The organism is Chelativorans sp. ZYF759, assembly GCF_012911015.1.
GTDB lineage: Bacteria > Pseudomonadota > Alphaproteobacteria > Rhizobiales > Rhizobiaceae > ZYF759.
Genome location: NZ_WVVV01000005.1, coordinates 197,625 through 223,308 on the forward strand (window position 1 = coordinate 197,625; position 25,684 = coordinate 223,308).

The window sequence follows — 25,684 nt, forward strand, 5'->3', positions numbered from 1 at the left end:
AGAGGATTGCGCGGGCGGCTAGCGCCGCATCCGCGATCTTCGTCATCTGAAGGGCGGGCGGTCCCATGGGGCCAGCGGCTGGCAGGCATCGATCAGCCATTCGAGCAGGGCGCGGATGGCAGGGCTCTTGCGACGGTTTTCCGGCACCAGCGCCTTCACCCAGAGATCGGGCACGGGAAAGTGACGCAGAACCTCGACCACGCGCCCAGCCTCGAGGCTGGCGCGGGCGATGTGCCGGGCCAGCATCGCGATGCCCATATCCTCCTCCACCGCGCGCAGCAGCACATGGCTGTCGTTGACGCTGAAATTGGTGGGCACGTCCACGGTGATCATTTCGCCGGCGCCCTTGAACTGCCAGTTGGTCCCGGTGGCGAGGAAGGAAAGGCAATCATGGTTCCTGAGGTCGCGCGGGTCGGTTGGCGTGCCTGCCCGCTCCAGATAGCCCGGCGCGGCAATGACGGTGCGCGGCATGGGACATAGCGGAATGTCGGCGACACTGGCGTAGGAGGTCGGCAGGGCGCCGATGGCCACGTCGAAGGCTTCCTCCAGCGGATTGACCGAGCGGTCGAGCAGCACCAGCTCCAATCTGACGCCCGGATGCGCGGCCTGGAAGCGGGTCAGCAGGTCCCCGAAATGGACGACCGTCAGCGTGGTGGGGCACTTGATGCGCAGGCGCTCCTCCAGGCGCGTGCCCGATCCGCCGATGTCCTTGAAGGCGTGGTCCACGTCTGTGACGATCGACAGGAAGCGCGCGTGGCAGCGATGCCCGACATTCGTCAATTCGAGCCGCCGGGTGGAACGGTGGAAGAGCGGCGCCTTCATCGTGTGTTCCAGCTGGTTGATCCGCTTGGCGACCACCGACGGCACCGTGTTCATCGCCCGTGCGGCCGCCGAAAAGCTGCCTGCTTTCACCACGTTGATGAAGGTCCTCATATTGTCGAGCGTATCCATCGCGGCCTCCCGGCAAACAATCATCATTCGCGAAACGCGAAAGCTCCTTGCATGAATTGCCTCTTTTTTTCGCGCTGCACAACTGTGTAGTGTGTCTCACGGAATGAGAAGACTGGCCCGTGCGGGAGGAAAACGCGCAGGCGCCGGATCGGGAGGAATTGGAATGGCCGCTTCGCCGAGCACCGAAACCGTCATCGTTCGCCGTCAGGCCAAATCCGCGCCGCGCAAGCTGGCTGCCGATATCTGCGTGGTCGGGGCCGGCATCGCGGGCATCACGGCCGCGCTCCAGGCCGCCAAGCTCGGCCGCAAGGTCATCCTCGTCGACAGCCAGCCCTCGCTCGGCGGCCAGGCGGTCAATTCCATCATCGCCACCTTCTGCGGCCTGTTCTCGAACGGGACGCATGGCTACCAGTTCACCTATGGCGTGGCCGACGATCTGCTTTCCTATCTCGAGGCGCATGAACAGGCGGTGCATTACCGCAACGGTCCGCGCACCACTGTGGTCTATTATGACGAGGTGACGCTCGGGCGCTGGGTCGAAACCAGCATTCTCGGCGCCGGCGTGACGCCTATCCTCGGGGCGACCATCATGGATGCCCGGGTCGAAAACGACCGGATCGCCAGCGTCGACTTCATGACGCGCTATGGTGCGGTGACCGTCGAGGCGGAGGGGTTCATCGATGCCAGCGGCGATGCGGCCCTTCTGTGGCAGGCCGGCTTTCCCTGCCGCGAGCCCGCCAATCATCGCGTCTTCGGCACCCAGATGGTCGTGCTCGAACACATCGACGAGGCGCGCCAGCCGCCGCGCGAGGAAATCTCCGCGCGCATGAAGGAAAAGGGCGATCAGTACGGCCTGCTGCGCCGCGAGGGCCTGGGCTTCACCATTCCCGGCCGTGGCATCGCGGCCATGAACATGACCCATGTGGAAACGCCGCTCGATCCGGTCGAAGCCTCCGCCAAGGCGCTGGAAGGCAAGGAGCAGGCCTCGCGCGCGGTGGAGTTCCTGAAGAAGGAATTCCCCGAATGCTACGGCAATGCGCGGGTGCGCTCCTTCGGCCTGCCGGGCATCCGCCAGACGCGTTGGATCGTCGGCCGGCACCATCTGACGGTGGACGAGATCAAGGCCCAGACGAAGTTCGACGACGCCATCGGCCGCACCGCATGGCCGATCGAGCTGCACGACCATGGCGACGGCCATCACTGGATCGTCTTCGACGAGGATCATGCCCACTACATCCCGCTCGGTAGCCTGGTTTCGCGCGACTGCCACAACGTCGTGGCGGCCGGCCGCTGCATCGACGCGGATTCGGCAGCCCTTTCGAGCGTGAGGGTCATGGGCCCCTGCATGGCGATGGGCATGGCTGCTGCCCATGCGCTCGATCTGGCGGGCTCGGGCAGCGTGCATCAGATCGACATGGACCAGATGCGCCAGCGCGTGGCCGACAATGTCGAGAAGCAGCACTATCGCTGGAGCGAGACGCAACTCGCCCAGGCCGTGACGGCTTGAGGAGGACGAGGGAGGAGATCTGCCAATGCGCCTGACCGATCATGAGAAGGCGATGCTTGACGGCCAGCATGGCGCGGCCAGGGCGCGCGCCATGGACCTCCTGGTTCGCTATGGTGAAGCGTTGGGTGCCGAGAGGCTGGTCGAGACCAACAATGTCGCCGGCGCCTTCAACGCATCGACGCCGTCGATCCGCCACATCGCCGAACAGGGTTTCGACAAGGTCTTTTCCGAACTCAATCTCGACAGCGACGAAACCGTCGAGATTCCCCGCATGGCGGTTCCCACCTGCCAGTTGATCACCGGCATCGACAACGACAATTGGGAAGTCCAGGGCGTCGACGCCGGGCTCGCTGAACTGCAGAAGCAGTCGGAGCGCTATCTTGGCCAGCGCGGCGTGAACCTGATGGCCACCTGCACGCCCTATCAGGTCGGCAACGTGCCGGTGAAGGGCGAGCACTGCGCCTGGATGGAATCGTCCGCCGTCATCTACTGCAACTCGGTCCTGGGCGCGCGCACCAATGTCGAGGGCAAGGAATCGACCGGCGCGGCAGCGCTGACGGGACGCATCCCCTACTGGGGCTATCACCTGCCGGAAAACCGCTTCGGCAGCCATCTGATCGAACTCGACATCGAGGTCGACGACATGATGGACTGGGGGCTGCTCGGCTACTTCATCGGTTACGCGGTGGAAGAGAACATCCCCGTCCTGAAGGGCGCCTCGCACCAGCCGACACTCATCAAGCTCAAGCATTTCGGCGCCGCCGCTGCCTCCTCCGGCGGAGTCGAGATGTACCACATCCCCGGTGTGACGCCGGAGGCCGATACGCTTGAGGCGGCATTCGGGCCGCGCAGCGCGGTCGAGACGATCCGCTACGGCGCCAAGGAGCGCCGCGAGACCTACGAGAAGATCCAGAGCGCGACCGACCGCAAGGTCGATTTCATCATGCTTGGCTGCCCGCACAATTCCATCGAGCAGATGGAACTGATCGCGCATCTGCTCGAAGGCAGGAAGATCCATCCGGATGTGCAGCTATGGGTGCACACGCCGCGCGCCATCCGCCAGGTCGCCGACCGCAGTGGCTATTGCGACATCATCAGCGCGGCGGGCGGGGTCGTGATGAGCGATACCTGTCCGGCCATCTCGCGCCGTCTGCCACCGGGCGTGCGGGTGATCGCGACGGATTCGGCCAAGCAGGCCCACTACCTGCCGGCAATCGCCAAGGTCCAGGGCTGGTTCGGCTCGGTCACCGACTGCGTCGAGGCGGCGGTGGCCGGCGAGTGGCGGGGAGGCGTCCAATGACCACCAACCTCGCCGCAACCGAAGAGACCTTCGTCATCAAGGGCCGCAAGGTCGTGGGCGGCCGGTCAGAGGGCGAGGCCCTGGTGACCACCGACACGATCTCGGGCTGGGGCGGCATCAACGAGCGCGACGGCTCGATCATCGAGCGTCTGCACGAGCTGCACGGCCAGTCCTTTGCCGACAAGGTGCTCATCTTCCCGGGCGCCAAGGGGTCCTCGGGCTGGTCCGCCTTCTTCCACATGACCCGGCTGAACGGCGTCGCCCCGAAGGCGATGATCTTCAACCGCATGACGACCAAGATCGCGCTTGGCGCGGTGGTGACACGCGTACCCGCGATGACGGAGTGCGACACAGATCCCATCGAGACGATACGCACCGGCGACTGGGTGGTCGTCGATGCCGATGCCGGAATCATCACCGTCACGAGAAGGAGCGAGAGCTGAGACTTGCGGGCACGCGCCCGCGCAACCCAAGACGCAAGGGACGGTTCGGGAGGATCCGGCCGACAGCCACACAGAACCCTTGTTTCGCGTTCGACAGAGGAGGAATCAACATGTCGAGATACCGCACATCCATCCTTGCCGGCCTTGCCGGCGTAGCGCTCACAATCGGCCTGATGGCCGGCACGGCCAACAATGCCGCCGCCGAAGACAATTACGAATGGCCGCAATTCTTCAACGTGATCACCCCGATCGTGGGCACCGCGAACCATTCTCTGGCCGTTGCCTGGACAGGTGAATTTACCGCCCAGACGGGTTCGCGCGCCCGCGTTCTGCCTGCCCCCAACGGCTTTTCGCGCGCCGCCTGGCTCAACCAGGACGAGGGACGTATCGTGCTCGTTCAGGCATCCGACTATTTCGACCAGATGGACGCCGCCGATGGCTATGCCACGCGCGACGCCGGACCGACCGACACACGCATGATCAACATGAACCAGGTGACCGGCTGGGGCTACATGGTTCGCGGCGATTCGGCGATCGAGAGCTTCAACGATATCGGGCCGGGCACGCGCGTTTCGTATTCGCCCAGCTCCTCCTTCCTGATTTCCGGCGTCCAGGCGTTGCTCGCCTATCGGGATCTTACGCCCGAGGATGTGACCCTGGTGGAGGTCGGCAATTACGGCGCCAATACGGCCGTCATTCCGGAAGGCCGTGCTGATGTGACCTTCACCTCGCCGACATCGGGTCCGAGCTACGAGGCGGAAGCCGGCCCGAATTCGATCCGCTGGCTGCCACTGCCACGTGAGGAGGAGGATCCGGAAGCCTTCGCCCGCTATCGCGCCCAGCATCCCGGCTACGTCGCCATGGAAGTCGAATCCGGCGTCACCACCTCGCACGGCCTCTACATGGACCATGCCTTCCAGGCCAACCATGTGCGCGCCGACGAGGATCCGGAGTTCGTCTATCAGCTGCTGAAGTGGATGGATGAGCAGCACGATTCCTTCAAGGAAGACTTCACCCACGCCCACATGATGAGCATCGACAACCTCGTGGCCTTCCTCGACAACGGCGCGCTTCAGCCGCTGCACGAGGGTGCGATCCGTTATCTCGAGGAAATCGGCCGGTGGACTGAGGCACACCAGACCCGCCAGGACCAGCTCGTCGAAATGGCACAGGCGCAGGAGGCCGGCTACCGCGCCGCCATTGAGGCGGCCGAGGCCGAAGGCATCGCGATCGAGCCCGACAACCAGGCCTGGATCGACTTCTGGCGCACCTATCGCGCGGAAAACGGCCTGCCTGAAAACTTCGGCCAGGCAGTGCTCGCGCTGAACTGATGTTGCCAACCGGCCGCCCGCGTCTCGCGGGCGGCCGGGCCATTCTTGCATGATCCCGCGTCGAGGCGTGCCAGGCACAGCCCATTGGAAAGGCTTCAGCTATGCTGAGCGAGAAGGATAAGGCCCTAAGTCAAGAAGCCGTCCCCGCCGACCTGCGGGACCGGACGCTTGAGCGCTGGCAGAGCATGCCGCTCGCCGTGCGCGTGATCCTGCAGACGATGTCGGCGGCTGGCGCACTTCTGGCGGTCGTCTACATCTTCGGTATCGTGCCGTTCCTGGACGTCACATACTACTTCCTTCTCATGGCGCTCTACCTGCCATGGGTCTACCTGCTCCTGCCCGCCTACAAGGGCGAGGTCCGGGTCGGCATCTTCTCCTATATTCCGGCTCTGGCGATCTGCGGACTGACATTCTTCATGGCCTATATGGGCCGCTCGCTGATCTTCCAGACCTGGGTGCCGGTCTCCCACACCTGGCAGCTGGTGGTGGGGGCAGGCATCTACATCCTGATCCTCGATGCGGCGCGGCGTGCCGGCGGCTACATCTTCCTCGGTATCGTTTTGGCCCTGTCGCTCTATCCGATCTACGCGGTCTACATGCCGGGCATGTTCTGGGGGCCTCCCACGACACTCGCGCGGACCGTCGCGTTCAACGTCTTTTCAGGCGATGCCATGCTGGGCGTCGTCACCCGAGTTGTCGGCGAGACCATCATTGGCTTCCTCATCCTTGCAGCGCTTCTGGTCGCCACTGGTGCCGCCGACTTTTTTCTCAAGCTCGCGCTCGCCCTGCTGGGCAAGGCGCGCGGCGGCCCCGCCAAGGTGGCGGTAATCGCCTCGGGCTTCTTCGGCAGCCTGTCGGGCTCGATCTTCTCCAATGTCGTGGGCACCGGTTCGGTCACGATCCGGGCCATGAAGCGGTCGGGCTTTCCCGGCTATTATGCCGGTGCGCTGGAAGCCTGCGCCTCGACGGGCGGCATGCTGATGCCGCCCGTCATGGGCGCGGTTGCCTTCATCATGGCCGACTTCACCAACACCTCCTACGGGGTCATCGTGCTGGCCGCGATCATCCCGAGCGCGCTCTATTATTTCGGCCTCTACTGCCATGTCGACGGCTATGCGGCCAAGCACGGCATCAAGGGCCTGCCGCAGATCGAACTGCCATCGGTGCGCAAGACGCTGATCGATGGCTGGCCGTTCATCATCGTACTGGGTTTCCTCATTTACGCCCTTGTCTTCCTGCGGCTCGAGCGCCTCGCGCCCTTCTACGCCTCGGGCCTGCTGATCTTCCTGACCTTCTTCAAGAAGGAACTGCGCATCACGCTGAGCCGCATCCCGAACATCATCTACGAGATCGGCAAGATGCTCAGCCAGACGATCGGCCTGCTTCTGCCCACCAGCTTCATCCTTGGCGGCCTGATGGCGACGGGCGTCGCCCCCGTCATCGCGTCGGAACTGGTGCGCATGGGCGGTGACAGCGTGATTCCCGTCCTGGCGATCGGCATTGCTGTCTGCATGGTCTTCGGCATGCTGGGCATGATCGTGGCGGCCTATCTGATGCTGGCCCTGACGCTGGCGCCGGCGCTCGAACAGATGGCGGGCCTCAACACGCTGGCGATCCACATGTTCATCGCCTATTACGCCACGCTCGCCGCCATCACGCCGCCGATCGCGCTGGCCGCCTTCCTGGCTTCCCGCATCAGCGACTCCGACCCGCTTCTGACCAGCGTGCATGCCGCGCGGCTCGGTATCGTGCTCTACTTCATCCCGATCTTCTTCCTGTTCGAGCCGGCGCTCATCCTGCAGGGACCGCTGCACCTCACCGCGATCTGGGTGACCTTCAACATCCTCGCGGTGGTGATCATCGCGGGCGCCTCGGAAGGCAGGATGATGTATCTTGGTCGGCTGAAGGCGTGGACGCGGCCGATCCTGTTTGCCGCGGGCCTGTGCATCGGCTTCCCCGAATGGATGAGCACGGTTGGCGGATTGGCGGTAACCGCCGGGATACTGGCCCTGCGCGGGCTGGCTTGGCAGCCGGATGCAGCCGAGGACGGTCCGGCACCTGCCACACCGGAGCCGCTGGCCGACACTCAGCGCGGCTAGGAGCAAGAGATAGGAGGAGGAAACCATGACCCTCACGATCACGCAGTTGCACAAGCATTTTGTCGGCGAAGCCGCCGGCGTGGACCTCTCGCAGCCGCTCGACGCGGGAACGATCGACGAGATCAACCGGGCGATGGACACCTATGCGGTCCTCGTGTTCCGCGACCAGCCGCTGACGCAGACGCAGCAGCTGGACCTCGCCAGATCCTTCGGTCCCCTCGACATGGGTCTGAAGAAGCTGAAGAAGCAGCCCGACCGCCTGGAACATGCGGAACTGGCCGACATCTCCAATGTGGGCGATGCCGGCGGGACGGTCGCCCGCGACAGCAAGAAGATCGTCTCCAATATCGCCAACCAGCTCTGGCACAGCGATTCCTCCTTCCAGCAGCCTGCGGCCCGCTATTCCATGCTGGCCGCGGTGCAGGTCCCTTCAAGCGGCGGCGACACGGAATTTGCGGATCTCAGGGCCGCCTATGATGGCCTGCCGGAAGAGATGAAAACCGAGATCGAGGGGCTGGAGGCCGAGCACTACGCGCTTCACTCGCGCTTCCTGCTTGGCGACACCGATTACACCGAGGAACAGAAGGCCGCCCTGCCGCCGGTCTGGTGGCCGCTGGTGCGCACCCATCCGGGGTCGGGCCGCAAGATCCTCTTCGCCGGCATCCATGCGCGCTCCATCAAGGGCTGGACGGTGGCCGAGGGCCGCATGCTGCTGATGGACATGCTGGAACACGCCACGCAGCCCGAATACGTCTATGCCCACAAATGGCGGCCCAACGACCTTGTCATCTGGGACAACCGCGCAACGCTTCACCGCGGCCGGCGCTTCGACCTGTCGCAGCCGCGCGAATTGAGGCGCGCCACCACGCTCGACGTCGGCACGAACGAACGGGCGGCCGCATGAGTACAAGCGCAGACGAGATGACCAAGACCGCCACCCCGCTGCCCATCAAGGGGCTCGGCGCCATCGATTGCGACGTGCATCCGCGCTCGCCGCGCCGCGAGGATCTGATGCCATTCCTCGACGCCTATTGGCGCGAGATATTCATGTCGCGCAGCATCGACCGCCTGGAACTGATGAGCTATCCGGAATCGACGCTGCCCTATCGACACGCCGATGGCGAGCGGGTCAATGCCGACGCCGCTGGGATGGCCGGGGCGCATCTCGATCCGCTGGGCCTGGAGGCCGCGATCCTCAATGTCGTTTCCGGCATCCACGCCGTCTACGACCCCTATCTGGCGACCGCGCTCTGCTCGGCCACCAATCGCTGGCTGGCCGAGGAATGGCTGGCCAGGGACAAGCGCCTGCGCGCCTCGCTGCTCGTGCCCTTCCAGCATCCGGACGAGGCGGTGGCGGAGATCGAGCGTCATGCGGGCGACAACCGCTTCGTTCAGGTCCTGGCGCTCGCCATGGGCGAGATGCCGCTCGGACGCCGGACCTTCTGGCCGATCTACGAGGCGGCGGCAAGGCACGGGTTCGCGCTCGCCATCCATGCCGGCAGCACCTATCGCCACGCGCTAACGCAAAGCGGTTTTCCCTCCTTCCTGGCCGAAGACCACATCCACCAGGCGCAGGGCTTCGCCAATCAGGTCGGCAGCCTAGTCGCGGAGGGTGTCTTCGCCAAATTTTCCGATCTCAAGGTTGTGCTGATCGAATCCGGCATCACGTGGCTGCCCGGTCTGATGTGGCGCATGAGCAAGGACTGGCGCGGCGCCCGCATCGAGGTGCCGTGGGTCAAGGAGATGCCTGCCAAGATCATCCGCAATCATTTCCGCATGACCACGCAGCCCTTCGACGGGCCGGCGAAGGTGGAAGAGGCGGCCAAAGCCATCGCGCATCTCAACAGCGAGGAGATGCTGCTGTTCTCTACCGACTTTCCGCACGATCACGGCCGCGACGTGTCGTACTGGCCGGAAAACCTGCCCCAGGACCTTGCCGCACGGCTGGTACGGGACAATGTCAGGGAAACCTATCAACGCCTGGAGATCGGCTCATGAACGAGATGACCCTCGAACGCGAACGCCAGGATACGAGCAAGATCGGCATCGTGGATTGCGACATCCATCCCGCCTTTTCCTCCCCCGATGAGTTGCCCAGCTACCTGCCGCAGCGCTGGCGCCAGCATGCGCATGATTACGGGATCCGCACGCCGAACGCCTTCCTGGGAGCCATGCCTTATCCGCGCATCACGCCCGGCAACGGCATGCGCCGCGATTCCTGGCCGCCCAATGGTGGCCCGCCGGCCTCCGACCTCGCCTTCCTTCAGGAACAGCTGCTTGATCCGCTCGGCATCGAGTTCGGTATCCTGCAGCCGCTGGCGGCCGGCAGTGCCGTCTTCAACCAGGAATTCGGCATCGCGCTGTGCACCGCGCTGAACGATTGGCAGATCGACAAATGGCTCGACAAGGAGCCGCGCCTGAAGGGCTCGATCTGCGTCACCAACGAGGATACCGCCAGCGCCATCGCCGAGATCGAGGCGCGGGTCTCCGACAAGCGCTTCGTGYAGATCTCGGTGCCGCCGCGTGCGCTCGAGCCGGCCGGGCGCAAGCGCTACTGGCCGCTCTACGAGGCCGCCGCCCATTACGGTCTGCCGATCGGCATGCATTCGGCCGCCTTCGGCAGCCGGGCCAACACCGGCAGCGGCTGGACGTCCTTCTACATCGAGGAACACTTCGCCTTCTCCAACGCCAGCCAGACCGTGCTGACCAGCATGATCTTCGAAGGCGTCTTCGATGCCATTCCCGACCTCAAGCTCGTGCTGGTGGAAGGCGGCTTCGCCTGGCTGCCGCCGCTGATGTGGCGCATGGACCGGGAATGGGAGCGCATGCGCGGCGAGCTTCGCCACGTGAAGAAGCGGCCTTCCGAATATGTGAAGTCGAATGTCTGGCTGACCACGCAGCCGATCGAGGAGCCGGAAATCAACCGTCACCTCTATGACGTGCTGGAGTGGGTGGGTCACGATCGGCTGATGTTTTCGACCGACTATCCGCATTGGGATTTCGATCATCCCGAATATGCCTTCAAGGTGCCGATCGACCCGGCCCACAAGCAGGCCATGCTGAGGGACAACGCGATCGCGCTGTTCGGCCTGAAATGAGCCAGGCTGCAGCAGGGCGCCCCAGGCGTGAAACGGTCCGCCATGTGGTGTGCCGCGTCGACGAGATCGCGCCGGGCAAGGCCAGACGCGTCGAGATCGAGGGCAGGGAGATCGCCATCTTCAACGTCAATGGCGAATTCGCCGCCATCGGCGACCGCTGCCCGCATGAAGGAGCCAGCCTGTGCAAGGGCCAGATCATGGGCCTCGCCCAATCCGACGAGCCAGGGCAGTATCGCATGATCCGCCAGGGAGAGTTCGTGCGCTGCCCCTGGCACGGCTGGGAGTTTGATCTGAAGACCGGGCGGTCGTGGTGTGATCCTGCGCGCACCCGGGTGAAAAGCTACGACGTTGCGGTCACAGACAGCGCGCAATTGCAGGAAGGCCCTTACCGCATCGACATCTACGAAGTGTCGCAGGAAGGCGACTATGTCGTCGTGTCGGTCTGAGCAGAGCGAATGATCGAACCCGACTACGTCACCTTCATGGCGCGCTACAATCAAGAGATGAACGGCCGCTGGCTGGCCGCGGCCGCCCGTCTCACCGACGCGCAAAGACGGGCCGACCGCGGCGCCTTCTTCGGTTCCATTCACGCGACCTTCAACCATCTGCTGTGGGCGGATCGCGTCTGGCTCTGGCGCCTGGCGGGAGCCAAGGAGCCGACCCATCCGCGCGAAAAGAGCACCAGCTTCGTCGAGGACTTCGAGGAACTGGCCATCTTGCGTCGGCGCACCGACCGCGAGATCGTCGATTGGGCGGAGACGGTCACGGTGGACTTCCTCGCGACCCCCATCGTGTGGTTCGCGGGCACGCCGCGTGAGTTCATTTCTCCCCAGGCGATGCGGGTGGTGCACATGTTCAACCACCAGACCCACCATCGCGGCCAGATCCATGCGCTTCTGACTGCTTTTGGCCAGGATACGGGGGCGACCGACCTCTGGACCGTCTGGGGTCAGGGCGACCCCATGGTCAGCGCATGAGCCGCGGCGCCTGATCGACCGACTCCGATCCCGGCTTGATCCCGGTCAACGCCGCTGGAGCCGGGTCGTCCTAGTCTTGCGCACCGTTCCCACCGACAATGCCGTGCGGCGGAGCACAAGGAGACCGTGCTGTGAGCATCAAGACCGTCATGGTTCAGCTCGACGTCGACGAACCCGCCGAGAAGCGGCTGCGGAGTGGATTGGACCTCGCGGGTCGCTTCGAGGCCGGACTCATCGCGTTTTGCGCCGCCGATTATCGCGTTCACCTTCCCTATGAAGGAGGGCGCGCCGTCGCGGAGGCCCAGCGCGGCCGCCGGGACGAGATCGCGGCGCGCCTGAAGCTGCTGCATCGGGAATTCGTCGATTTGGCAGGCGAAGGGGCAGGTGTCGTCTGGATGGGCCGGATCGGACATCCCACCGAACTTCTCGCGCTCCACGCCGCCGCGGCCGATCTGCTGGTGGTGGGAACACCGCGCATGGGCGAGGTCCTCCAGCGCGACCGGCGTGTCGATCTGGGAAGGCTGGTGGTGGCAGCGGGACGGCCCGTGCTCGTCCTCGGGGCGGACGAGGACGCGCCGGCCGCGCGAACGATCGTCGTGGCGTGGAAGAATGCGCGTGAGGCGCGGCGTGCCGTGGTCGACGCGCTGCCATTAATGGCTGCAGCGGATCGGGTCATCGTGGCCACGGTTCCGGAAGGTGACGAGACACGGGCTCGTGAAAGCTGTGCTGAGGCAGTGCGCCATCTTGCAGCGCATGGGATCAAGGCCGAGGAAGCGCTGCTTCAGGCAAGCAGCGCACCACCTGCGGTGGCCATTGCCAATCTGGCGCGCGACGTGGGAGCGGATCTCGTGGTCTCGGGAGCTTACGGACACAGCCGTCTTCGCGAGTGGGCCTTTGGTGGCGTCACTCGCTCGCTTCTCACCGACGGCTCCCTGAGCAGATTTCTGTCCAACTAGCTTGAGGCCGAGCTAAGTTCTGCCGTTTCTTCACCCATTCGCCGCTCGTTCGCGCACGTGAAGGCCTCTCCGATCGGAGGCACCCGGCTCCATTCTCAAAACCATGTCAGCCTGGCTGTCTGATCAGGGTCAAGGCAGCCCTTCCAGGCATTTGAAACAGTGTCTTCGGGTCGGCCCTCGTGGCCGGATCTGTCTTGGGAAGGAGACGAATGATGCGTAGTGCAAGAGGATTTCTATTGTCTGCCGGCGTCGCGATGATGCTGGCCGGCACATCGCATGTTCATGCCGGCGGAACCGTCGAGGTCCTGCACTGGTGGACCTCCGGCGGCGAAGCAAGGGCAGTCGGCGAACTGAAGCAGTCATTCGAGGATCAGGGCGGCACCTGGATCGATTCCCCGATCGCAGGCGGCGGCGGCGATGCTGCCATGACAGCGTTGCGCGCCCGCGTCGTGGCCGGCAATCCGCCGACTGCGGTCCAGCTCAAGGGCCCCGGCATCCAGGAATGGGCCGTCGAGGGCGCGGTCGCCGATGTCGAGGACGTCGCGGCGGCGGAAGGCTGGGACGACGTCCTGCCCCCGGCGCTGGCCGAGATCATGAAATTTGACGGCAAATACGTCGCCGCGCCGGTCAACATCCACCGCGTCGACTGGATCTGGGCAAACCCGGAACTCCTGGCGCAGGTCGACGCCGATGTGCCGACGAGCTGGGACGAGTTCAACACCACCGCCGAAAAGCTCATGGAAGCGGGCATCACGCCGCTCGCCCATGGCGGCCAGCCCTGGCAGGACGCGACCGTGTTCGAGGTTGTCGCCCTCGGCCTGGGCGGCGCCGATTTCTTCCGGGCCGCACTTGTCGAGCTGGACATGGATGCGCTCAACAGCGACACGATGATCCAGGTGTTCGACCAGATGCGCAAGATGCGCTCTTACGTCGATCCCGGGTTCTCAGGACGTGACTGGAACCTGGCCACTTCCATGGTGATGAATGGCGAAGCCGCCTTCCAGATCATGGGCGACTGGGCCAAGGGTGAGTTTCTGGCCGGGGGCAAGGTTCCGGGAGAGGACTTTCTCTGTGCCCCCGCTCCGGGCAACGCCTTCATCCTGAATTCCGATTCTTTCGTCATGTTCAACGTGCGCGGCGATGACCGGATCGAGGGGCAGCAGGTTCTGGCCAGCCTGATCATGTCGCCGGAGTTCCAGGAGACCTTCAACCTCGCCAAGGGCTCCATTCCCGCCCGGGTCGATGTTTCCCTCGACGCTTTCGACATCTGCGCCCAGCGCTCGCATGACGATCTGACCGCCGCCATCGCGGCCGATACGCTCGTGCCCTCGATGGCCCATGAGATGGCGGTGTCGCGCTCTGTACGCGGTGAGTTTCTGGATGTCGTGACCGAGCATTTCAACAGCGACATGAGCTCGCAGGAAGCCGTCGACCGTCTCGTCGCCGCCATTCAGCGGGCGATGTAGCCAACCCGGCACGCTGTCCACGCCCGGGCCGCGCCAGACGCGGCCCGGTACGGTTGTCCTTGGGGGAGAGAGCCCATGTCCGGTCAAGCGAGCAGAGCGCTGGCATTTGTGCGGCGCGCCGATATCTGGCTGCCCAAGGTCGTCGTCGCGCCGTCCTTCGCCGCCAGCCTGTTCTTCGTCTACGGCTTCATCGCCTGGACGGTCTACATCTCGTTCACCCGTTCGGGCATCCTGCCGCGCTATGAATGGGCGGGGTTCGTGCAATATGTGCGGCTGTGGAATACGCCGCGCTGGTACGTTGCGCTGGAGAACCTGCTGATATTCGGCGGCCTTTTCATGGTCGGCTGCCTCGTCATCGGCATCTTCCTGGCGATCCTGCTCGACCAGCGCATCCGCGCGGAAGGGGCGCTCAGGACCATCTATCTCTACCCGATGGCGCTGTCCTTCATCGTCACCGGAACGGCCTGGAAGTGGATCCTCAATCCAACTCTCGGGCTGGAGCGCGTGATGATCGATCTCGGCTTCACCAATTTCCAGTTCGACTGGCTCGTCAATCGCGAGATGGCGATCTACACCGTGGTCATCGCCGGCGTGTGGCAATCGTCGGGCTATGTGATGGCCCTTTTCCTGGCCGGGCTTCGCTCGGTCGACGACGAGATCGTCAAGGCCGCGGCCATGGACGGCGCCGGTCCCTTCCGAACCTATGTCGGCATCATCCTGCCGATGCTGAGGCCGGTCTTCCTGTCGGCGATCATCGTGCTCGCCCATCTCGCCATCAAGAGTTTCGACCTCGTGATCGCCCTGACGGCCGGGGGGCCGGGTATCGCCACGGATCTGCCCGCCACCTTCATGTACGCCTATGCCTTCCAGCGCAGCGAACTCGGGCTGGCGGCGGCAAGCGCGGTGATGATGCTCGTCACCATCATGGCGGTCGTGGTCCCCTATCTCTACTCGGAACTGAGGGCGAGCCGGAAATGAGCGCGCGTCAGATCCACGGCATCGTCCGCGCCACGAGCCCGCTGAACACGTTCCTGCGGCTCCTGCTTTTCGCCATCCTCGGGCTCTTCGCGCTCTACTATCTCATGCCGCTCTTCGTCATGATCGCGACCGCGCTGAAGCCGCTGGAGGAGATCAGGACCGGCACGCTGATCAGCCTGCCGCAGGAGCCGACGTTGGAGCCGGCGCTGCGCGCCTGGGATTCGGCCTGCGTCGGCGTGCGTTGCGAGGGGCTGAAGCCCTATGTCTGGAACTCCATGGCCATGGTCATTCCGGCCGTCATCATCTCGACCTTCCTCGGCGCGATCAACGGCTACGCGCTGACGAAATGGCGTTTTCGCGGCTCCGACCTGATCTTCGGACTCATGCTGTTCGGCGCCTTCATTCCGTTCCAGGTCGTCCTCCTGCCGATGGCGCGCACGCTGGGCATCCTCGGCATGGCCGGCACCGTCCCCGGTCTTGTGCTGGTCCACACGATCTACGGACTGGCCTTCACGACGCTGTTCTTCCGCAACTTCTTCGTCGGCGTCTCGGACGGTATCGTGCAGGCGGCCAAGATCGACGGTGCCGGCTTCTTCGGCATCTTTTTCCGCCTCATGCTGCCCATGGCACCGCCAGCGATCGTGGTCACGGTGATCTGGCAGTTCACCCAGATCTGGAACGACTTCCTATTCGGCGTCGCCTTCACCGTCGGCGACTCGAATCCGGTGACCGTGGCGCTCAACAACCTCGTCGCCTCCTCCACCGGCGTGAAGGAATACAATGTGGACATGGCGGCCGCCATCATCGCCGCCGTGCCGACGCTGATCGTCTACGTATTCGCCGGCAAGTACTTCATCCGCGGCCTGGCGGCCGGTGCAGTGAAAGGTTGATCCATGGGCAAGGTCCGGCTCGACAATGTCTGGAAACGCTTTGGCTCCAACGAGGTGATCAAGGGCATCGACATGGAGATCGAGGACGGCGAATTCGTCGTCCTCGTCGGCCCCTCGGGCTGCGGCAAGTCCACCCTGCTCAACCTGGTGTCGGGTCTGGAAACGCTGTCGGACGGCGACGTCCATATCGGCGAGCGGAAGGTCAACGACATCGCGCCCAAGGACCGCGACATCGCCATGGTCTTCCAGTCCTACGCGCTCTACCCCACCAAGACCGTGGAGGAGAACATCACTTTCGGCATGGTGACGCGCCGGGTGCCGAAGGAGGAGCGCCAGAAGGCGCTGAAAGAGGTCACCGATCTCCTGCATATCGAAATGCTGCTCGACCGGAAGCCCGGGCAGCTTTCCGGCGGCCAGCGCCAGCGGGTCGCCATGGGCCGCGCGCTCGTGCGCGACCCGGAAGTCTTCCTGTTCGACGAGCCTCTGTCCAATCTCGACGCCAAGCTGCGTGTCGAGATGCGCACGGAAATCAAGAAACTGCATCAGCGGCTGGGCAAGACGATCATCTACGTCACGCACGACCAGGTCGAAGCCATGTCGCTGGCGACGCGCATCGCCGTGATGGATGCCGGCACGATCCGGCAGATCGCGCCGCCCGAAGAGATCTACGAGCGACCGGTCGATCTCTTCGTCGCAAGCTTCATCGGATCGCCGGCCATGGCGCTCGTCAAGGGCAAGGTGGTTCAGTCGGACGGGCTGAAGCTCGACGTGACGGATGAGGAGGGCACGGTGCTGTTTCCCATTCCAAGGGAACTGACTGCCACGGCCAAGAGCTTTCTCGGTCGCGAACTGATCCTCGGGCTGCGGCCCGAATCCATCGTCAAGGAAGGCGAGCAGCGCGGCGGAAGGCAGACCTTCGCGTTCGAACGCAGGATCGACGTGGTCGAGCCGACGGGCCCGGACACGCTGATCATCTTCACTCTCGGCGGCGTCGAGGCGATTGCCCGAGTCCATCCCGAAGACAAGGCTCCTGTCGACTCCATGTATCGCTTCGAGGTGGATATGGAACGCGCCAAGCTGTTTGATCCCGAGACCGGCAAACGTCTTTCGGCCAGCAGCTGACTGGCGGGCGGTTTCAGGTGAAGAATTCAACGGCCAGCATGACGACGCGACAGGCACTGGTGGGCGACATCGGCGGGACCAATGCCCGCTTCGCTTTGGCAGACCCGGAGACGCTGTCCCTCGATCGGTTCGCTGCCTATCCTTGCCGCAATTTCTCTTCGCTCGAGGAAGCGCTGGGCGCCTATCTGAAGACGCTGCCTCGGGTGCCGGCCCGGGCCTGTCTTGGCGTCGCCGCGCCGCTGGGGGCCGAGCCGGTGCGGATGACCAATCTGAACTGGACCTTCACAGCCGACAGCCTGCGCGCGGCCAGCGGCATCGACGACCTGCGGTTGATCAACGATTTCGAGGCGCAGGCGCGGGCGCTGCCGCATCTGCTACCCCAGGATCTGCACCGCATCGGCGGCGGAGAGCCCGCCGGGCTCATGCCCAAGGTGGTTCTCGGCCCGGGTACCGGCCTCGGCATGGCCGGACTGGTGCATGGCGGGGAGGGCTGGATTCCGGTGGCCAGCGAGGGCGGGCATATCGGGTTTGCCGCGGAAACCGACGAGGAGGTGGCGATTGCCAGGCGTATGGCGGCGTTGGTCAAACGCGTCTCCACCGAGAGGTTGGTCTCGGGTCCGGGACTCGCAGAGGTGTATGCCATCCTGGGCGACTTGAGAGGTTCTCCGCGCGATCCGGTCACGGTCGCCAGGCTTTTCGAGCTGGCGTCGGAGGGAGGCGACACCATTGCCTCCGACGCCGCGACCTATTTCGCCAGGTGGCTCGGCCGTTTTGCCGGGGACATGGCGCTCGCCTATGGTGCGGCTGGCGGCGTCTACATCGCCGGAGGCATCGCGCCACGAATACTGGCCCTGCTCGAGACCGGCCCGTTCTGGGAGTCGTTCTGCGACAAGGGCCGGTTGTCCGGTTTGCTTGAGGCAGTCCCGCTTCGGGTGGTCATTGCAGCTGATGCCGGCCTGCGTGGTGCCGCCGTGGCGCTTTGATGGGTGCCGCGACTGCAACAGCTTGCAGCCGCTGGTTGATGGCGCGTGGGTTTGTCGATAGGGTGAGCATTCAGCTTCTCGCACCGCGCGGCCTCGATTGCCGCACCTCCGGCGGACTGGAATCATGGATAGGCGCATTGCCGAGCTCAATATCGAGCATCTCCGCAACAAGCTTGCGGAGGAGTGCGATGCCGAAATTCGCCAGGTCATGAATCGCCTGCTTGTGGAAGAGGAGGCAAAGCTTAGGGCTATCCTGAGGCGGCCTGCCAGCTCGAAGATTAGCGAATAAGAGACATCCGCTTGTGCGCTGCCGGCGGATTTGAGAGGCTGCGGTCGACGTTCCCGTTTTCCGCCGTGCCGCTTGGCTTGACGCGGATCAATGCCGCGTGTCGCCGTTTCGGGCTTCCCTGTCACGAACCCGGGAGATGCATATGGCCAAGGACTTCACGCAACTCGACCAGACTGTGCGGAGCGATGGCCGCCTGCTGGCGACAGCCGCTCCCGACACGATGAAGGCCTTTGGTGCGCTGGGCCGGGCCGCCTATGCCAGCGGCGCGCTCGACACCAAGACCAAGGAACTGATCTCCTTTGCGCTCAGCGTCGCGGCCCGTTGCGACGGCTGCCTTGCCTATCACGGTTCCCGGCTGGCCGAACTGGGCGCTAGCCGCGAAGAGGTGGTGGAGGCGATCGGTGTCGCCATCCAGATGGGCGGCGGTCCAGCGGTCGTCTATGCCGGCGAGGCGCTTCGCGCCTTCGACAGTTTCGCGACGGAACCGGCGGCAGCGGAGTGATCCCCATGACCCTCGTGATCCGGTTTGATGACGTCCGCCGCGCCGATGTCGGCCAGGTGGGCGGCAAGAATTCCTCGCTCGGCGAGATGGTGCAGACCCTGGAGCCCAAGGGCATCCGCGTCCCACCCGGCTTCGCCACCACCGCGGAGGCCTATTGGCGCTTCATCGAGGCCAACGATCTCACGAAGCGGATGACCGGGCTGCTGGCTGAGCTTGACCGGGGCGAGGCCACGCTCCAGCAGACAGGCCGCGAGATCCGGGAGGCGGTGCTCAAGGGACATTGGCCGGCCGAAACCGCGGAGGCCATCGCCGGCGCCTATCGCGCATTGTGCGCGCGCACCGGCAAGGCGGATGTGGATGTCGCCGTGCGTTCCAGCGCCACCGCCGAGGACCTGCCAGACGCCAGTTTTGCGGGCCAGCAGGAGACATTTCTCAATATTCGCGGCGAGAAGGCCCTGCTTGCGGCCTGCAAGCGCTGCATCGCGTCGCTGTTCACCGACCGCGCCATCAGCTACCGCATCGCCAAGGGATTCGACCACATGAAGGTGGCGCTCTCGGTCGGTGTGCAGCAGATGGTGCGCTCCGATCTCGGCGGCTCCGGCGTCATGTTTTCCATCGACACCGAGACCGGCTTCAAGGATGTCGTGGTCATCGACGCGGCCTGGGGGCTGGGCGAAAACGTCGTGCAGGGCGCGGTCGATCCGGATGAATACCAGGTCTTCAAGCCCCTGCTGGAAAAGGGCGACCTGGTGCCCATCATCGGCAAGAAGCGCGGCGAGAAGGCGATCAAGATGATTTACGCCTCGGGCAGCGAGCCGACCCGCAACGTGCCCACCTCCAAGGCCGAGCGCGCGGGCTTCGTGCTGGGCGACGCCGAGATCCTGCAGCTTGCCCGCTGGGCCGTCGCCATCGAGGCGCATTATGGTTGCCCGATGGACATGGAATGGGCCAGGGATGGCGAGACGGGCGAGATGTTCATCGTCCAGGCCCGACCCGAGACCGTCCAGTCCCAGCTTGGTGCGGGCGCGCTCAAGACCTACCATCTCGAAAACAAGGGCAGGAAGCTCGCGACGGGTCTGGCCATCGGCAGCGCGGTGGCGACGGGGCCGGTCTGCCTGATCGAAAACGCCCGCGATATCGACCAGTTCGTCGATGGAGCGATCCTGGTCACCGGCACGACCGATCCCGACTGGGTGCCGATCATGAAGCGCGCCAGCGCCATCGTCACCGACCATGGCGGGCGCACCTCGCACGCGGCCATCGTCAGCCGCGAGCTCGGCCTGCCGGCCATCGTTGGCACCGGAGACGCCACGCGCATCCTGCACACAGAGCAGGAGGTCACCGTCTCCTGCGCGGAGGGCGACCAAGGTTTCGTCTATGAGGGAGTGGCCGATTTTTCGGTCGAGACGATCGACCTGACCCGGCTTCCGGAAACGAAGACCTCCATCATGCTCAACCTGGCCAATCCGGCTGCGGCACTGCGCTGGTGGCAATTGCCCGCCGACGGCGTCGGACTCGCACGGATGGAGTTTGTCGTCTCCAACCATATCCGCGTGCACCCCATGGCACTGGTCCATTTCGACCGGCTGAAGGACGAGGCCGCACGCGCCGAGATCGTCGAGCTCACCGCAGGCTACGAGGACAAGACCGAGTTCTTCGTCGATCACCTCTCGCGCGGTCTCTCGCGCATCGCCGCCGCCGTGTGGCCGCGTCCGGCCATCGTGCGCATGAGCGACTTCAAGACCAACGAATATGCCGGCCTTATCGGCGGCGCGGAATTCGAGCCTGCCGAGGAAAACCCGATGATCGGGTTCCGCGGCGCCTCGCGCTATTATTCGCCACGCTACCGCGAGGGCTTCGCGCTCGAATGCCGGGCCATCCGCCGGCTGCGCGAGGAAATGGGCTTTACCAATGTCGTCGTCATGATCCCCTTCTGCCGCTCGGTCACCGAGGCCGACCGCGTGCTGGAGGTGATGGCCGAGAACGGGCTGAAGCGCGGCGAGAACGGGCTCGAGGTCTACGTGATGTGCGAGGTGCCCTCCAATGTCATCCTGGCCGCCGAATTCGCAAAACGCTTCGACGGCTTTTCCATCGGCTCCAACGATCTGACGCAGCTAACACTTGGCGTCGACCGGGATTCGGGCGAACTGGCCGACCTCTTCGACGAGCGCGATCCGGCAGTGAAGTGGATGATCGCCAGCGTTATCGAGGCGGCGAGGAAAGCCGGGGCCAAGATCGGCCTGTGCGGGCAGGCGCCCAGCGACCACCCGGAATTCGCCGCCTTCCTCGTCGAATGCGGGATCGATTCCATCTCGGTCAGCCCCGACAGCTTCGTGGCCGTCAAGCAGGAGGTGGCGAAGGCCGAAGAGGCGGCCTCCGAGCGCCCGGCATAGCGAAGGTTTCCCGGCGGGCCCGCGGGATGAGAGTCAGTCAGACCGCGCCCGCCATGGGCGTTTCCTCTCAGACAATGTCGGCCAGGCCGGCGGAGATCGCTGCCACCGTTTCACGAACCTTTTGCGAATAGACGTCGTGTCGCTCCTCGTCGTAGCGATAGATGGGTATGCTCAGGCTTACCCCGCCGACCGGCATGCCCGATCGGTCGACGATCGCGCCGCCGAAACACCTGATGTCGGGTTCGTTTTCCTCGTTGTCGTAGGAATAGCCACGCGTCCGCGTGCGCTCGATCTCGGCCAGAAGCGCGTCGACATTGGTGATGGTGTGCTGTGTGCGTGGGCGCATGTCGAGCGAGGACACGACCTGACGCAGGCGATCTACTGGCAGGGCCGCCAGATAGGCCTTTCCGACCGAGGTCGAATAGAGTTCCACCCGCGTCCCGATACGTGATGTCATCCGGACGGTGCGGGGACTTTCGAGCTTGTCGATATAGACCATGCCGGTGCCGCTCGGCACCGCGAGGTGAACCGTCTCGCCCGTCGCATTGCGCAGGGCCTCGATGTAGTCGCGCGCCGCCGAGCGCAGGTCCGAAGTCTCCCAGCTCTTGGAGGCGAGATGGATCAGCCGGTGACCGAGCTGGTAGGTACCATGGTCCCTGATCTCGGAGATCAGGCCCTCGGCCGCCAGCGCCGTGACGATGCGATAAACCGTGCCCCGCGGGTAGGGGAGGAGCTTCGTCAGCCGCACGATGTCCAGCCTGCCCGGGTCGTCGGCGATCGCCTGCAGAACAACCATGAACTTCGAGAAGGACGCCGTGCCCTTCACCTGTTGCACACCGGCTTGCGTGCGGCTGCGCGGCTGGTCGTTTTCGGCCATCAGGGTTCCTTCGATCCGAGCTTGACAAGCCCGAGGGGGCTGTCGATAATGTGGGCAAGTTGACCACAATGTGGACAACTGGTCAAATCCATCCTCTTTCGATTCATCTCTACACGGATGCGTCGGAGGGTCGCTAGTCCAGCGGGGTGGGGCTTTGGGAGGAGCACCATGACCGACAAAAAGCCGCAGGCGGCCGCTGCGAGCGATAAGTGGCTTCCCTATCGGAAGCCGCAGCCGGCCGAGTCTCCGCCGGAACTCGTCATTCCCGACGCCATCCCCAGGGACGAGCGCGTCTGGGTACCGGTGGAGGAGAATGTCTGGTTCCGTCCGCTTTTGATGTGCACCTCGCGCGGCTATTGGATGAACCTCCTCAAGGTCCGCAAATCCGGTGTCCTTTCCCGCCACAGACATCCCCAGCCGGTCCATGGCTACGTCATCAAGGGCGAGTGGCGCTATCTCGAGCATGACTGGGTCGCCCGCGAAGGTGGCTATGTCTACGAGGCGCCGGGCGAGACCCACACGCTGGTCGTCGACGAGCATGTCGAGGAGATGATCACGATGTTCCAGGTCAATGGCGCGATGATCTACGTCGATCCGGACGGCAATACCGTGGGCTATGACGACGTCTTCACCCGTATCGACAAATGCCGGGCGCACTACGCCGGCAACGGGCTCGGAAGCACATTCATCGACCAGTTCATCCGCTAGCCGCGAGGAGGCGGGCGGCGTGAAGGACTTACCGGGGAGGGGAGAATGATGGGGAGGAAGCAGGTTCGATGAAGCGAGCAGCCGCGTATCAGTTGACGCGAAACCGCGATGACGGCGCCCATGTCTGAGCAGGCGGTGACCTTTTCGCCGATGCCCTATCGGCGCACCTGGCAGGCGGTCAAGTTCCTCACGCCGTTGTTGCTGCTGGTGGTGCTCTGGCAGCTGATCGTGACGCTCTTCAACGTCAATCCGCGCATCTTTCCCGACGTGCCGACCGTGGTGCGCGCCGGCTGGGGCACGATTGCCGACGGGTCGCTGATCTCGCATGTCGGCGCCAGTCTCTGGCGGGTGTCGGTGGGGACCTTCATAGGCATCGTCACGGCCGTGCCGCTCGGCATCGCCATGGGCGTCAGCCGCGGCGTGTCGGATTTTCTCAGCCCGCTGCTGCGCTTCTTTTCGGTGCTGGCCGGCATCGCCTGGATACCCATCGCCACGCTGTGGTTCGGCTACGGCTTCGGCGCGATCACCTTCGTCATCTTCAATGCCGTCTTCTTCATCGTCGCCTACAACACGCTGCTGGGCGTCTCCACCATTCCGATGCCGCTGCGCCATGCCGCCGCCTCGCTGGGCGTCAGCCGCTGGCAGATGCTCACTCATGTCCTGCTGCCAGGCGCGCTGCCCAACATCGTGACCGGCATCCGCACCGGCATGGGGTTCGCCTGGCGCGGCCTGATCGCGGCCGAGATGATCGCCACCAATGTCGGCCTCGGCTACATGCTGTTCCTGGCCCGCGACTTCTACCGCACGGAAGTCATCGTCTTCGCCATGATCGTCATCGGCATCATCTGGCTGGTCCTCGACAGGCTTCTTCTTGCCCCGCTGGAGCGCTCCACCATCGAGCGCTGGGGAATGGTGCAGCGGTCATGATGGCGATCTACACCCTATGGGGCTATTATGCCCGCTGGACTGCGCGCTGGCCGATGCTGGCGGCTTTCATCCCCTTCATTCCGCTGATCGCGATCTGGGCTTTCATCGTGTGGTTGGAGCTGTTTCCGCGGGTGTTCCTGCCCGGCCCGCTCGACGTGATCGGCAAGGCCTGGGAGCTGACCTACAAGGGCATTCTCGGCGATTATCTGATCGACAGCCTGTCCAGGCTTGCCGTGGGGGCGGCCGCCGGCATCGCCATCGCCATTCCGCTCGGCATCTTCATCGGCCTCAACAAGCGGGCGCATGAATTCAGCTGGCCGATCCTGCTCTTCTTCCAGGCCATCGGCGACATTGCCTGGCTGCCGATCCTGCTGGTGTGGTTCGGCTTCGGCCTGACCACCATGACCTTCGTCATTGTCTACACGGTGCTGTTCCCGATCGTGCTCAACACGGTGCTGGGCATCCGTTCGGCTAAGCCCGACCTGCACCGGGCCGCGCAAAGTCTTGGCGCGCCGCGCGGCCGGATCCTGCTGGAGGTCACGCTGCCGGGCGCGCTGCCCAACATCATCACGGGTCTGCGCAACGGGCTAGGCTATGGCTGGCGCGCGCTGATCGCAGCCGAAATCATCGTGGGCACCAGCGGCATCGGCTTTCTGATGTTCGACGCGCGGCGGGCGGGATCGGTCGACGAGATCGTGGTCGGAATGATCGTCCTCGGGATCCTCTGGTACATCGTGGACAGTTGGCTTCTGGCGCCGATCGAGCGGGCAACCGGCGAACGGTGGGGATTGGTGACGAAATGAAAAGTCTGGCTCTCGAAAACCTGTCGAAAACCTATTTCGACCCGTATCGCGGCACACAGTTCACGGCCGTGAAGGATGTGTCGCTGAATGTCGAGGAGGGCGACTTCGTCGCCGTCGTCGGCCCTTCCGGCTGCGGCAAGTCGACAATCCTGAACATGATCGCCGGGTTTGTCCCGATCACCTCCGGGCGCATTCTGGTCGGCGGGCGCGAGGTCAAGGGGCCGGGGCCCGACCGCGGCGTGGTGTTCCAGTCCTTCGCGCTCTTTCCCTGGAAGACGGTGTCGGAGAACGTCACCTTCGGGCCCAAGATGCGCGGCGTCGGCAAGGCCGAGCGGGCGAAGATCGCGGAAGAATATCTGGCGCTGGCCGGGCTCTCGCATGCCGCCGACCGCTACCCCAACGAACTGTCCGGCGGCATGCAGCAACGTGTCGGCGTCGTTCGCGCGCTCGCCAACAACCCGGATGTTCTCCTGATGGACGAGCCTTTCGCCAGCGTTGACGCGCAGACCCGCATGACGCTGCAGGAGGAACTCACCCGCATCTGGGAGGAGAGGCGGCCGACGATCGTGTTCATCACCCACGATGTCTCGGAGGCGGTGTTTCTGGCCAACAAGGTGGTCGTCCTGTCGAAGGGCAATGTGCTCGAGCAGGTCGACATCCCGCTGTCGCGCCCCCGGTCCTGGGACAGGCTGGTCGAGGACGATGATTTCAAGGCCCTTTCCAATCAGGTGCTGCAACTGGTGCGTTCGGCATGAGCATGATGCGGGACGCCATAGCCTCGCCGCGCACGAAGGTCGTACTCGCCGTCATCGCGGTGCTGGTCGGCTGGCAGGTCTGGCTGAGCGTTGCAGCCGCGGGCAAGATCGCCGACGGCATCCCGACCGATACAAGACGCGTGGATGTTCTGGTCACGCTCAATTTTCCACCGGAACGCTTTCACATTCAGAAGTTCCAGAAGATCGGAAGAGTCTCGGGAACGAGTGGGAATTCCGTGCAGGTGCGCGGAGTAAACCGGGCGGATCTTTCCACGCTCGCGCGGCCCTTCTGGGTCGCGAGGGTGGAGCCGCTCAATTGAGGAGGAAAT

The 25,684-nt window shown here is 64.4% G+C and carries 25 protein-coding genes; 23 read left to right on the top strand and 2 right to left on the bottom strand.

The annotated features are described in order from the left end of the window. Window positions 1-42 precede the first annotated feature (42 nt). Window positions 43-951, bottom strand: coding sequence for a LysR family transcriptional regulator (locus tag GRZ55_RS10425; RefSeq protein ID WP_169286845.1), 909 nt, complete (start codon window positions 949-951; stop codon window positions 43-45). Window positions 952-1,114: 163 nt separating this feature from the next. Here GRZ55_RS10425 and GRZ55_RS10430 point away from each other — a divergent pair, with 163 nt between their 5' ends. The 18 genes from GRZ55_RS10430 to ppsA all read left to right on the top strand — a co-directional run bounded on the left by GRZ55_RS10430 (window position 1,115) and on the right by ppsA (window position 21,285). Beyond that, window positions 1,115-2,458: an FAD-dependent oxidoreductase gene (locus GRZ55_RS10430; protein ID WP_169286846.1), complete on the top strand. Its 1,344-nt coding sequence runs from the start codon at window positions 1,115-1,117 to the stop codon at window positions 2,456-2,458. 25 nt (window positions 2,459-2,483) lie between these two features. Continuing rightward, window positions 2,484-3,758, top strand: a complete 1,275-nt coding sequence (locus tag GRZ55_RS10435) for an aconitase X catalytic domain-containing protein (RefSeq protein WP_169286847.1) — start codon at window positions 2,484-2,486, stop codon at window positions 3,756-3,758. After that, a complete protein-coding gene (locus GRZ55_RS10440; protein ID WP_169286848.1) occupies window positions 3,755-4,201 on the top strand; it encodes a DUF126 domain-containing protein in 447 nt (148 codons plus the stop codon). The genes GRZ55_RS10435 and GRZ55_RS10440 overlap by 4 nt, the downstream gene beginning before the upstream one ends. 110 nt (window positions 4,202-4,311) lie before the next feature. After that, complete coding sequence (locus GRZ55_RS10445) at window positions 4,312-5,532, top strand: TAXI family TRAP transporter solute-binding subunit (protein ID WP_169286849.1); 1,221 nt, start codon at window positions 4,312-4,314, stop codon at window positions 5,530-5,532. Window positions 5,533-5,633: 101 nt separating this feature from the next. Further along, window positions 5,634-7,631: a TRAP transporter fused permease subunit gene (locus GRZ55_RS10450; protein ID WP_169286850.1), complete on the top strand. Its 1,998-nt coding sequence runs from the start codon at window positions 5,634-5,636 to the stop codon at window positions 7,629-7,631. A gap of 25 nt (window positions 7,632-7,656) precedes the next feature. After that, window positions 7,657-8,535 (top strand): TauD/TfdA family dioxygenase, encoded by an 879-nt coding sequence (locus GRZ55_RS10455; RefSeq protein ID WP_169286851.1) that lies wholly within the window; start codon window positions 7,657-7,659, stop codon window positions 8,533-8,535. Continuing rightward, on the top strand, window positions 8,532-9,629 hold the full coding sequence (locus GRZ55_RS10460) for an amidohydrolase family protein (RefSeq protein WP_246734664.1): 1,098 nt from the start codon (window positions 8,532-8,534) through the stop codon (window positions 9,627-9,629). The genes GRZ55_RS10455 and GRZ55_RS10460 overlap by 4 nt, the downstream gene beginning before the upstream one ends. After that, window positions 9,626-10,729: an amidohydrolase family protein gene (locus GRZ55_RS10465; RefSeq protein WP_169286852.1), complete on the top strand. Its 1,104-nt coding sequence runs from the start codon at window positions 9,626-9,628 to the stop codon at window positions 10,727-10,729. The genes GRZ55_RS10460 and GRZ55_RS10465 overlap by 4 nt, the downstream gene beginning before the upstream one ends. Continuing rightward, window positions 10,726-11,175, top strand: coding sequence for a Rieske 2Fe-2S domain-containing protein (locus tag GRZ55_RS10470; RefSeq protein ID WP_169286853.1), 450 nt, complete (start codon window positions 10,726-10,728; stop codon window positions 11,173-11,175). The genes GRZ55_RS10465 and GRZ55_RS10470 overlap by 4 nt, the downstream gene beginning before the upstream one ends. 9 nt (window positions 11,176-11,184) lie before the next feature. Then, window positions 11,185-11,706: a DinB family protein gene (locus GRZ55_RS10475; RefSeq protein WP_169286854.1), complete on the top strand. Its 522-nt coding sequence runs from the start codon at window positions 11,185-11,187 to the stop codon at window positions 11,704-11,706. A 131-nt stretch (window positions 11,707-11,837) separates the two neighbouring features. Next, window positions 11,838-12,662: a universal stress protein gene (locus GRZ55_RS10480; RefSeq protein WP_169286855.1), complete on the top strand. Its 825-nt coding sequence runs from the start codon at window positions 11,838-11,840 to the stop codon at window positions 12,660-12,662. A gap of 209 nt (window positions 12,663-12,871) precedes the next feature. Continuing rightward, complete coding sequence (locus GRZ55_RS10485) at window positions 12,872-14,128, top strand: ABC transporter substrate-binding protein (protein WP_246734665.1); 1,257 nt, start codon at window positions 12,872-12,874, stop codon at window positions 14,126-14,128. Window positions 14,129-14,203: 75 nt separating this feature from the next. Then, entirely contained in the window at window positions 14,204-15,106 is a 903-nt protein-coding gene (locus tag GRZ55_RS10490) for a carbohydrate ABC transporter permease (RefSeq protein WP_169286857.1), read from the top strand. Further along, on the top strand, window positions 15,103-15,996 hold the full coding sequence (locus GRZ55_RS10495; protein ID WP_169286858.1) for a carbohydrate ABC transporter permease: 894 nt from the start codon (window positions 15,103-15,105) through the stop codon (window positions 15,994-15,996). Before GRZ55_RS10490 ends, GRZ55_RS10495 begins: the two co-directional genes overlap by 4 nt. A 3-nt stretch (window positions 15,997-15,999) precedes the next feature. Further along, a complete protein-coding gene (locus GRZ55_RS10500; RefSeq protein WP_169286859.1) occupies window positions 16,000-17,118 on the top strand; it encodes an ABC transporter ATP-binding protein in 1,119 nt (372 codons plus the stop codon). A gap of 38 nt (window positions 17,119-17,156) precedes the next feature. Next, entirely contained in the window at window positions 17,157-18,101 is a 945-nt protein-coding gene (gene glk / locus GRZ55_RS10505) for a glucokinase (protein ID WP_169286860.1), read from the top strand. Between the two features lie 431 nt (window positions 18,102-18,532). Beyond that, the gene (locus tag GRZ55_RS10510) at window positions 18,533-18,892 is read left to right on the top strand and encodes a carboxymuconolactone decarboxylase family protein (protein ID WP_169286861.1); all 360 of its coding nucleotides are present in this window, start codon (window positions 18,533-18,535) and stop codon (window positions 18,890-18,892) included. A gap of 5 nt (window positions 18,893-18,897) precedes the next feature. Continuing rightward, window positions 18,898-21,285, top strand: a complete 2,388-nt coding sequence (gene ppsA, locus GRZ55_RS10515; RefSeq protein ID WP_169286862.1) for a phosphoenolpyruvate synthase — start codon at window positions 18,898-18,900, stop codon at window positions 21,283-21,285. 67 nt (window positions 21,286-21,352) lie between these two features. Here ppsA and GRZ55_RS10520 read toward each other — a convergent pair whose 3' ends face one another. Next, window positions 21,353-22,162 carry an IclR family transcriptional regulator gene (locus tag GRZ55_RS10520; protein WP_169286863.1) on the bottom strand — a complete coding sequence of 270 codons (810 nt, stop codon included), beginning with the start codon at window positions 22,160-22,162 and terminating at the stop codon, window positions 21,353-21,355. A 168-nt stretch (window positions 22,163-22,330) separates the two neighbouring features. Here GRZ55_RS10520 and GRZ55_RS10525 point away from each other — a divergent pair, with 168 nt between their 5' ends. From GRZ55_RS10525 to GRZ55_RS10545, 5 genes are all read left to right on the top strand, one after another. After that, the gene (locus tag GRZ55_RS10525) at window positions 22,331-22,870 is read left to right on the top strand and encodes a 2,4'-dihydroxyacetophenone dioxygenase family protein (RefSeq protein ID WP_169286864.1); all 540 of its coding nucleotides are present in this window, start codon (window positions 22,331-22,333) and stop codon (window positions 22,868-22,870) included. Window positions 22,871-22,990: 120 nt separating this feature from the next. Beyond that, window positions 22,991-23,797: an ABC transporter permease gene (locus GRZ55_RS10530; RefSeq protein WP_246734667.1), complete on the top strand. Its 807-nt coding sequence runs from the start codon at window positions 22,991-22,993 to the stop codon at window positions 23,795-23,797. Further along, a complete protein-coding gene (locus tag GRZ55_RS10535; RefSeq protein ID WP_169286866.1) occupies window positions 23,794-24,600 on the top strand; it encodes an ABC transporter permease in 807 nt (268 codons plus the stop codon). Before GRZ55_RS10530 ends, GRZ55_RS10535 begins: the two co-directional genes overlap by 4 nt. Then, window positions 24,597-25,355: an ABC transporter ATP-binding protein gene (locus GRZ55_RS10540; RefSeq protein ID WP_169286867.1), complete on the top strand. Its 759-nt coding sequence runs from the start codon at window positions 24,597-24,599 to the stop codon at window positions 25,353-25,355. The genes GRZ55_RS10535 and GRZ55_RS10540 overlap by 4 nt, the downstream gene beginning before the upstream one ends. Next, complete coding sequence (locus GRZ55_RS10545) at window positions 25,352-25,675, top strand: hypothetical protein (RefSeq protein WP_246734669.1); 324 nt, start codon at window positions 25,352-25,354, stop codon at window positions 25,673-25,675. Before GRZ55_RS10540 ends, GRZ55_RS10545 begins: the two co-directional genes overlap by 4 nt. The last annotated feature ends 9 nt before the right edge of the window (window positions 25,676-25,684 follow it).

What these genes read in the sequence shown, in the direction of transcription:
- GRZ55_RS10525 (WP_169286864.1), top strand. Translation starts at nt 22,331, where the DNA reads ATGACCGACAAAAAGCCGCAGGCGGCCGCTGCGAGCGATAAGTGGCTT.
- GRZ55_RS10490 (WP_169286857.1), top strand. Translation starts at nt 14,204, where the DNA reads ATGTCCGGTCAAGCGAGCAGAGCGCTGGCATTTGTGCGGCGCGCCGAT.
- GRZ55_RS10440 (WP_169286848.1), top strand. Translation starts at nt 3,755, where the DNA reads ATGACCACCAACCTCGCCGCAACCGAAGAGACCTTCGTCATCAAGGGC.
- GRZ55_RS10425 (WP_169286845.1), bottom strand. Translation starts at nt 951, where the DNA reads ATGGATACGCTCGACAATATGAGGACCTTCATCAACGTGGTGAAAGCA.
- glk (WP_169286860.1), top strand. Translation starts at nt 17,157, where the DNA reads ATGACGACGCGACAGGCACTGGTGGGCGACATCGGCGGGACCAATGCC.
- GRZ55_RS10495 (WP_169286858.1), top strand. Translation starts at nt 15,103, where the DNA reads ATGAGCGCGCGTCAGATCCACGGCATCGTCCGCGCCACGAGCCCGCTG.
- GRZ55_RS10435 (WP_169286847.1), top strand. Translation starts at nt 2,484, where the DNA reads ATGCGCCTGACCGATCATGAGAAGGCGATGCTTGACGGCCAGCATGGC.
- GRZ55_RS10535 (WP_169286866.1), top strand. Translation starts at nt 23,794, where the DNA reads ATGATGGCGATCTACACCCTATGGGGCTATTATGCCCGCTGGACTGCG.
- GRZ55_RS10545 (WP_246734669.1), top strand. Translation starts at nt 25,352, where the DNA reads ATGAGCATGATGCGGGACGCCATAGCCTCGCCGCGCACGAAGGTCGTA.
- GRZ55_RS10470 (WP_169286853.1), top strand. Translation starts at nt 10,726, where the DNA reads ATGAGCCAGGCTGCAGCAGGGCGCCCCAGGCGTGAAACGGTCCGCCAT.
- GRZ55_RS10475 (WP_169286854.1), top strand. Translation starts at nt 11,185, where the DNA reads ATGATCGAACCCGACTACGTCACCTTCATGGCGCGCTACAATCAAGAG.
- GRZ55_RS10430 (WP_169286846.1), top strand. Translation starts at nt 1,115, where the DNA reads ATGGCCGCTTCGCCGAGCACCGAAACCGTCATCGTTCGCCGTCAGGCC.
- GRZ55_RS10460 (WP_246734664.1), top strand. Translation starts at nt 8,532, where the DNA reads ATGAGTACAAGCGCAGACGAGATGACCAAGACCGCCACCCCGCTGCCC.
- GRZ55_RS10455 (WP_169286851.1), top strand. Translation starts at nt 7,657, where the DNA reads ATGACCCTCACGATCACGCAGTTGCACAAGCATTTTGTCGGCGAAGCC.
- GRZ55_RS10520 (WP_169286863.1), bottom strand. Translation starts at nt 22,162, where the DNA reads ATGGCCGAAAACGACCAGCCGCGCAGCCGCACGCAAGCCGGTGTGCAA.
- ppsA (WP_169286862.1), top strand. Translation starts at nt 18,898, where the DNA reads ATGACCCTCGTGATCCGGTTTGATGACGTCCGCCGCGCCGATGTCGGC.
- GRZ55_RS10450 (WP_169286850.1), top strand. Translation starts at nt 5,634, where the DNA reads ATGCTGAGCGAGAAGGATAAGGCCCTAAGTCAAGAAGCCGTCCCCGCC.
- GRZ55_RS10510 (WP_169286861.1), top strand. Translation starts at nt 18,533, where the DNA reads ATGGCCAAGGACTTCACGCAACTCGACCAGACTGTGCGGAGCGATGGC.
- GRZ55_RS10530 (WP_246734667.1), top strand. Translation starts at nt 22,991, where the DNA reads ATGTCTGAGCAGGCGGTGACCTTTTCGCCGATGCCCTATCGGCGCACC.
- GRZ55_RS10485 (WP_246734665.1), top strand. Translation starts at nt 12,872, where the DNA reads ATGATGCGTAGTGCAAGAGGATTTCTATTGTCTGCCGGCGTCGCGATG.
- GRZ55_RS10445 (WP_169286849.1), top strand. Translation starts at nt 4,312, where the DNA reads ATGTCGAGATACCGCACATCCATCCTTGCCGGCCTTGCCGGCGTAGCG.
- GRZ55_RS10500 (WP_169286859.1), top strand. Translation starts at nt 16,000, where the DNA reads ATGGGCAAGGTCCGGCTCGACAATGTCTGGAAACGCTTTGGCTCCAAC.
- GRZ55_RS10540 (WP_169286867.1), top strand. Translation starts at nt 24,597, where the DNA reads ATGAAAAGTCTGGCTCTCGAAAACCTGTCGAAAACCTATTTCGACCCG.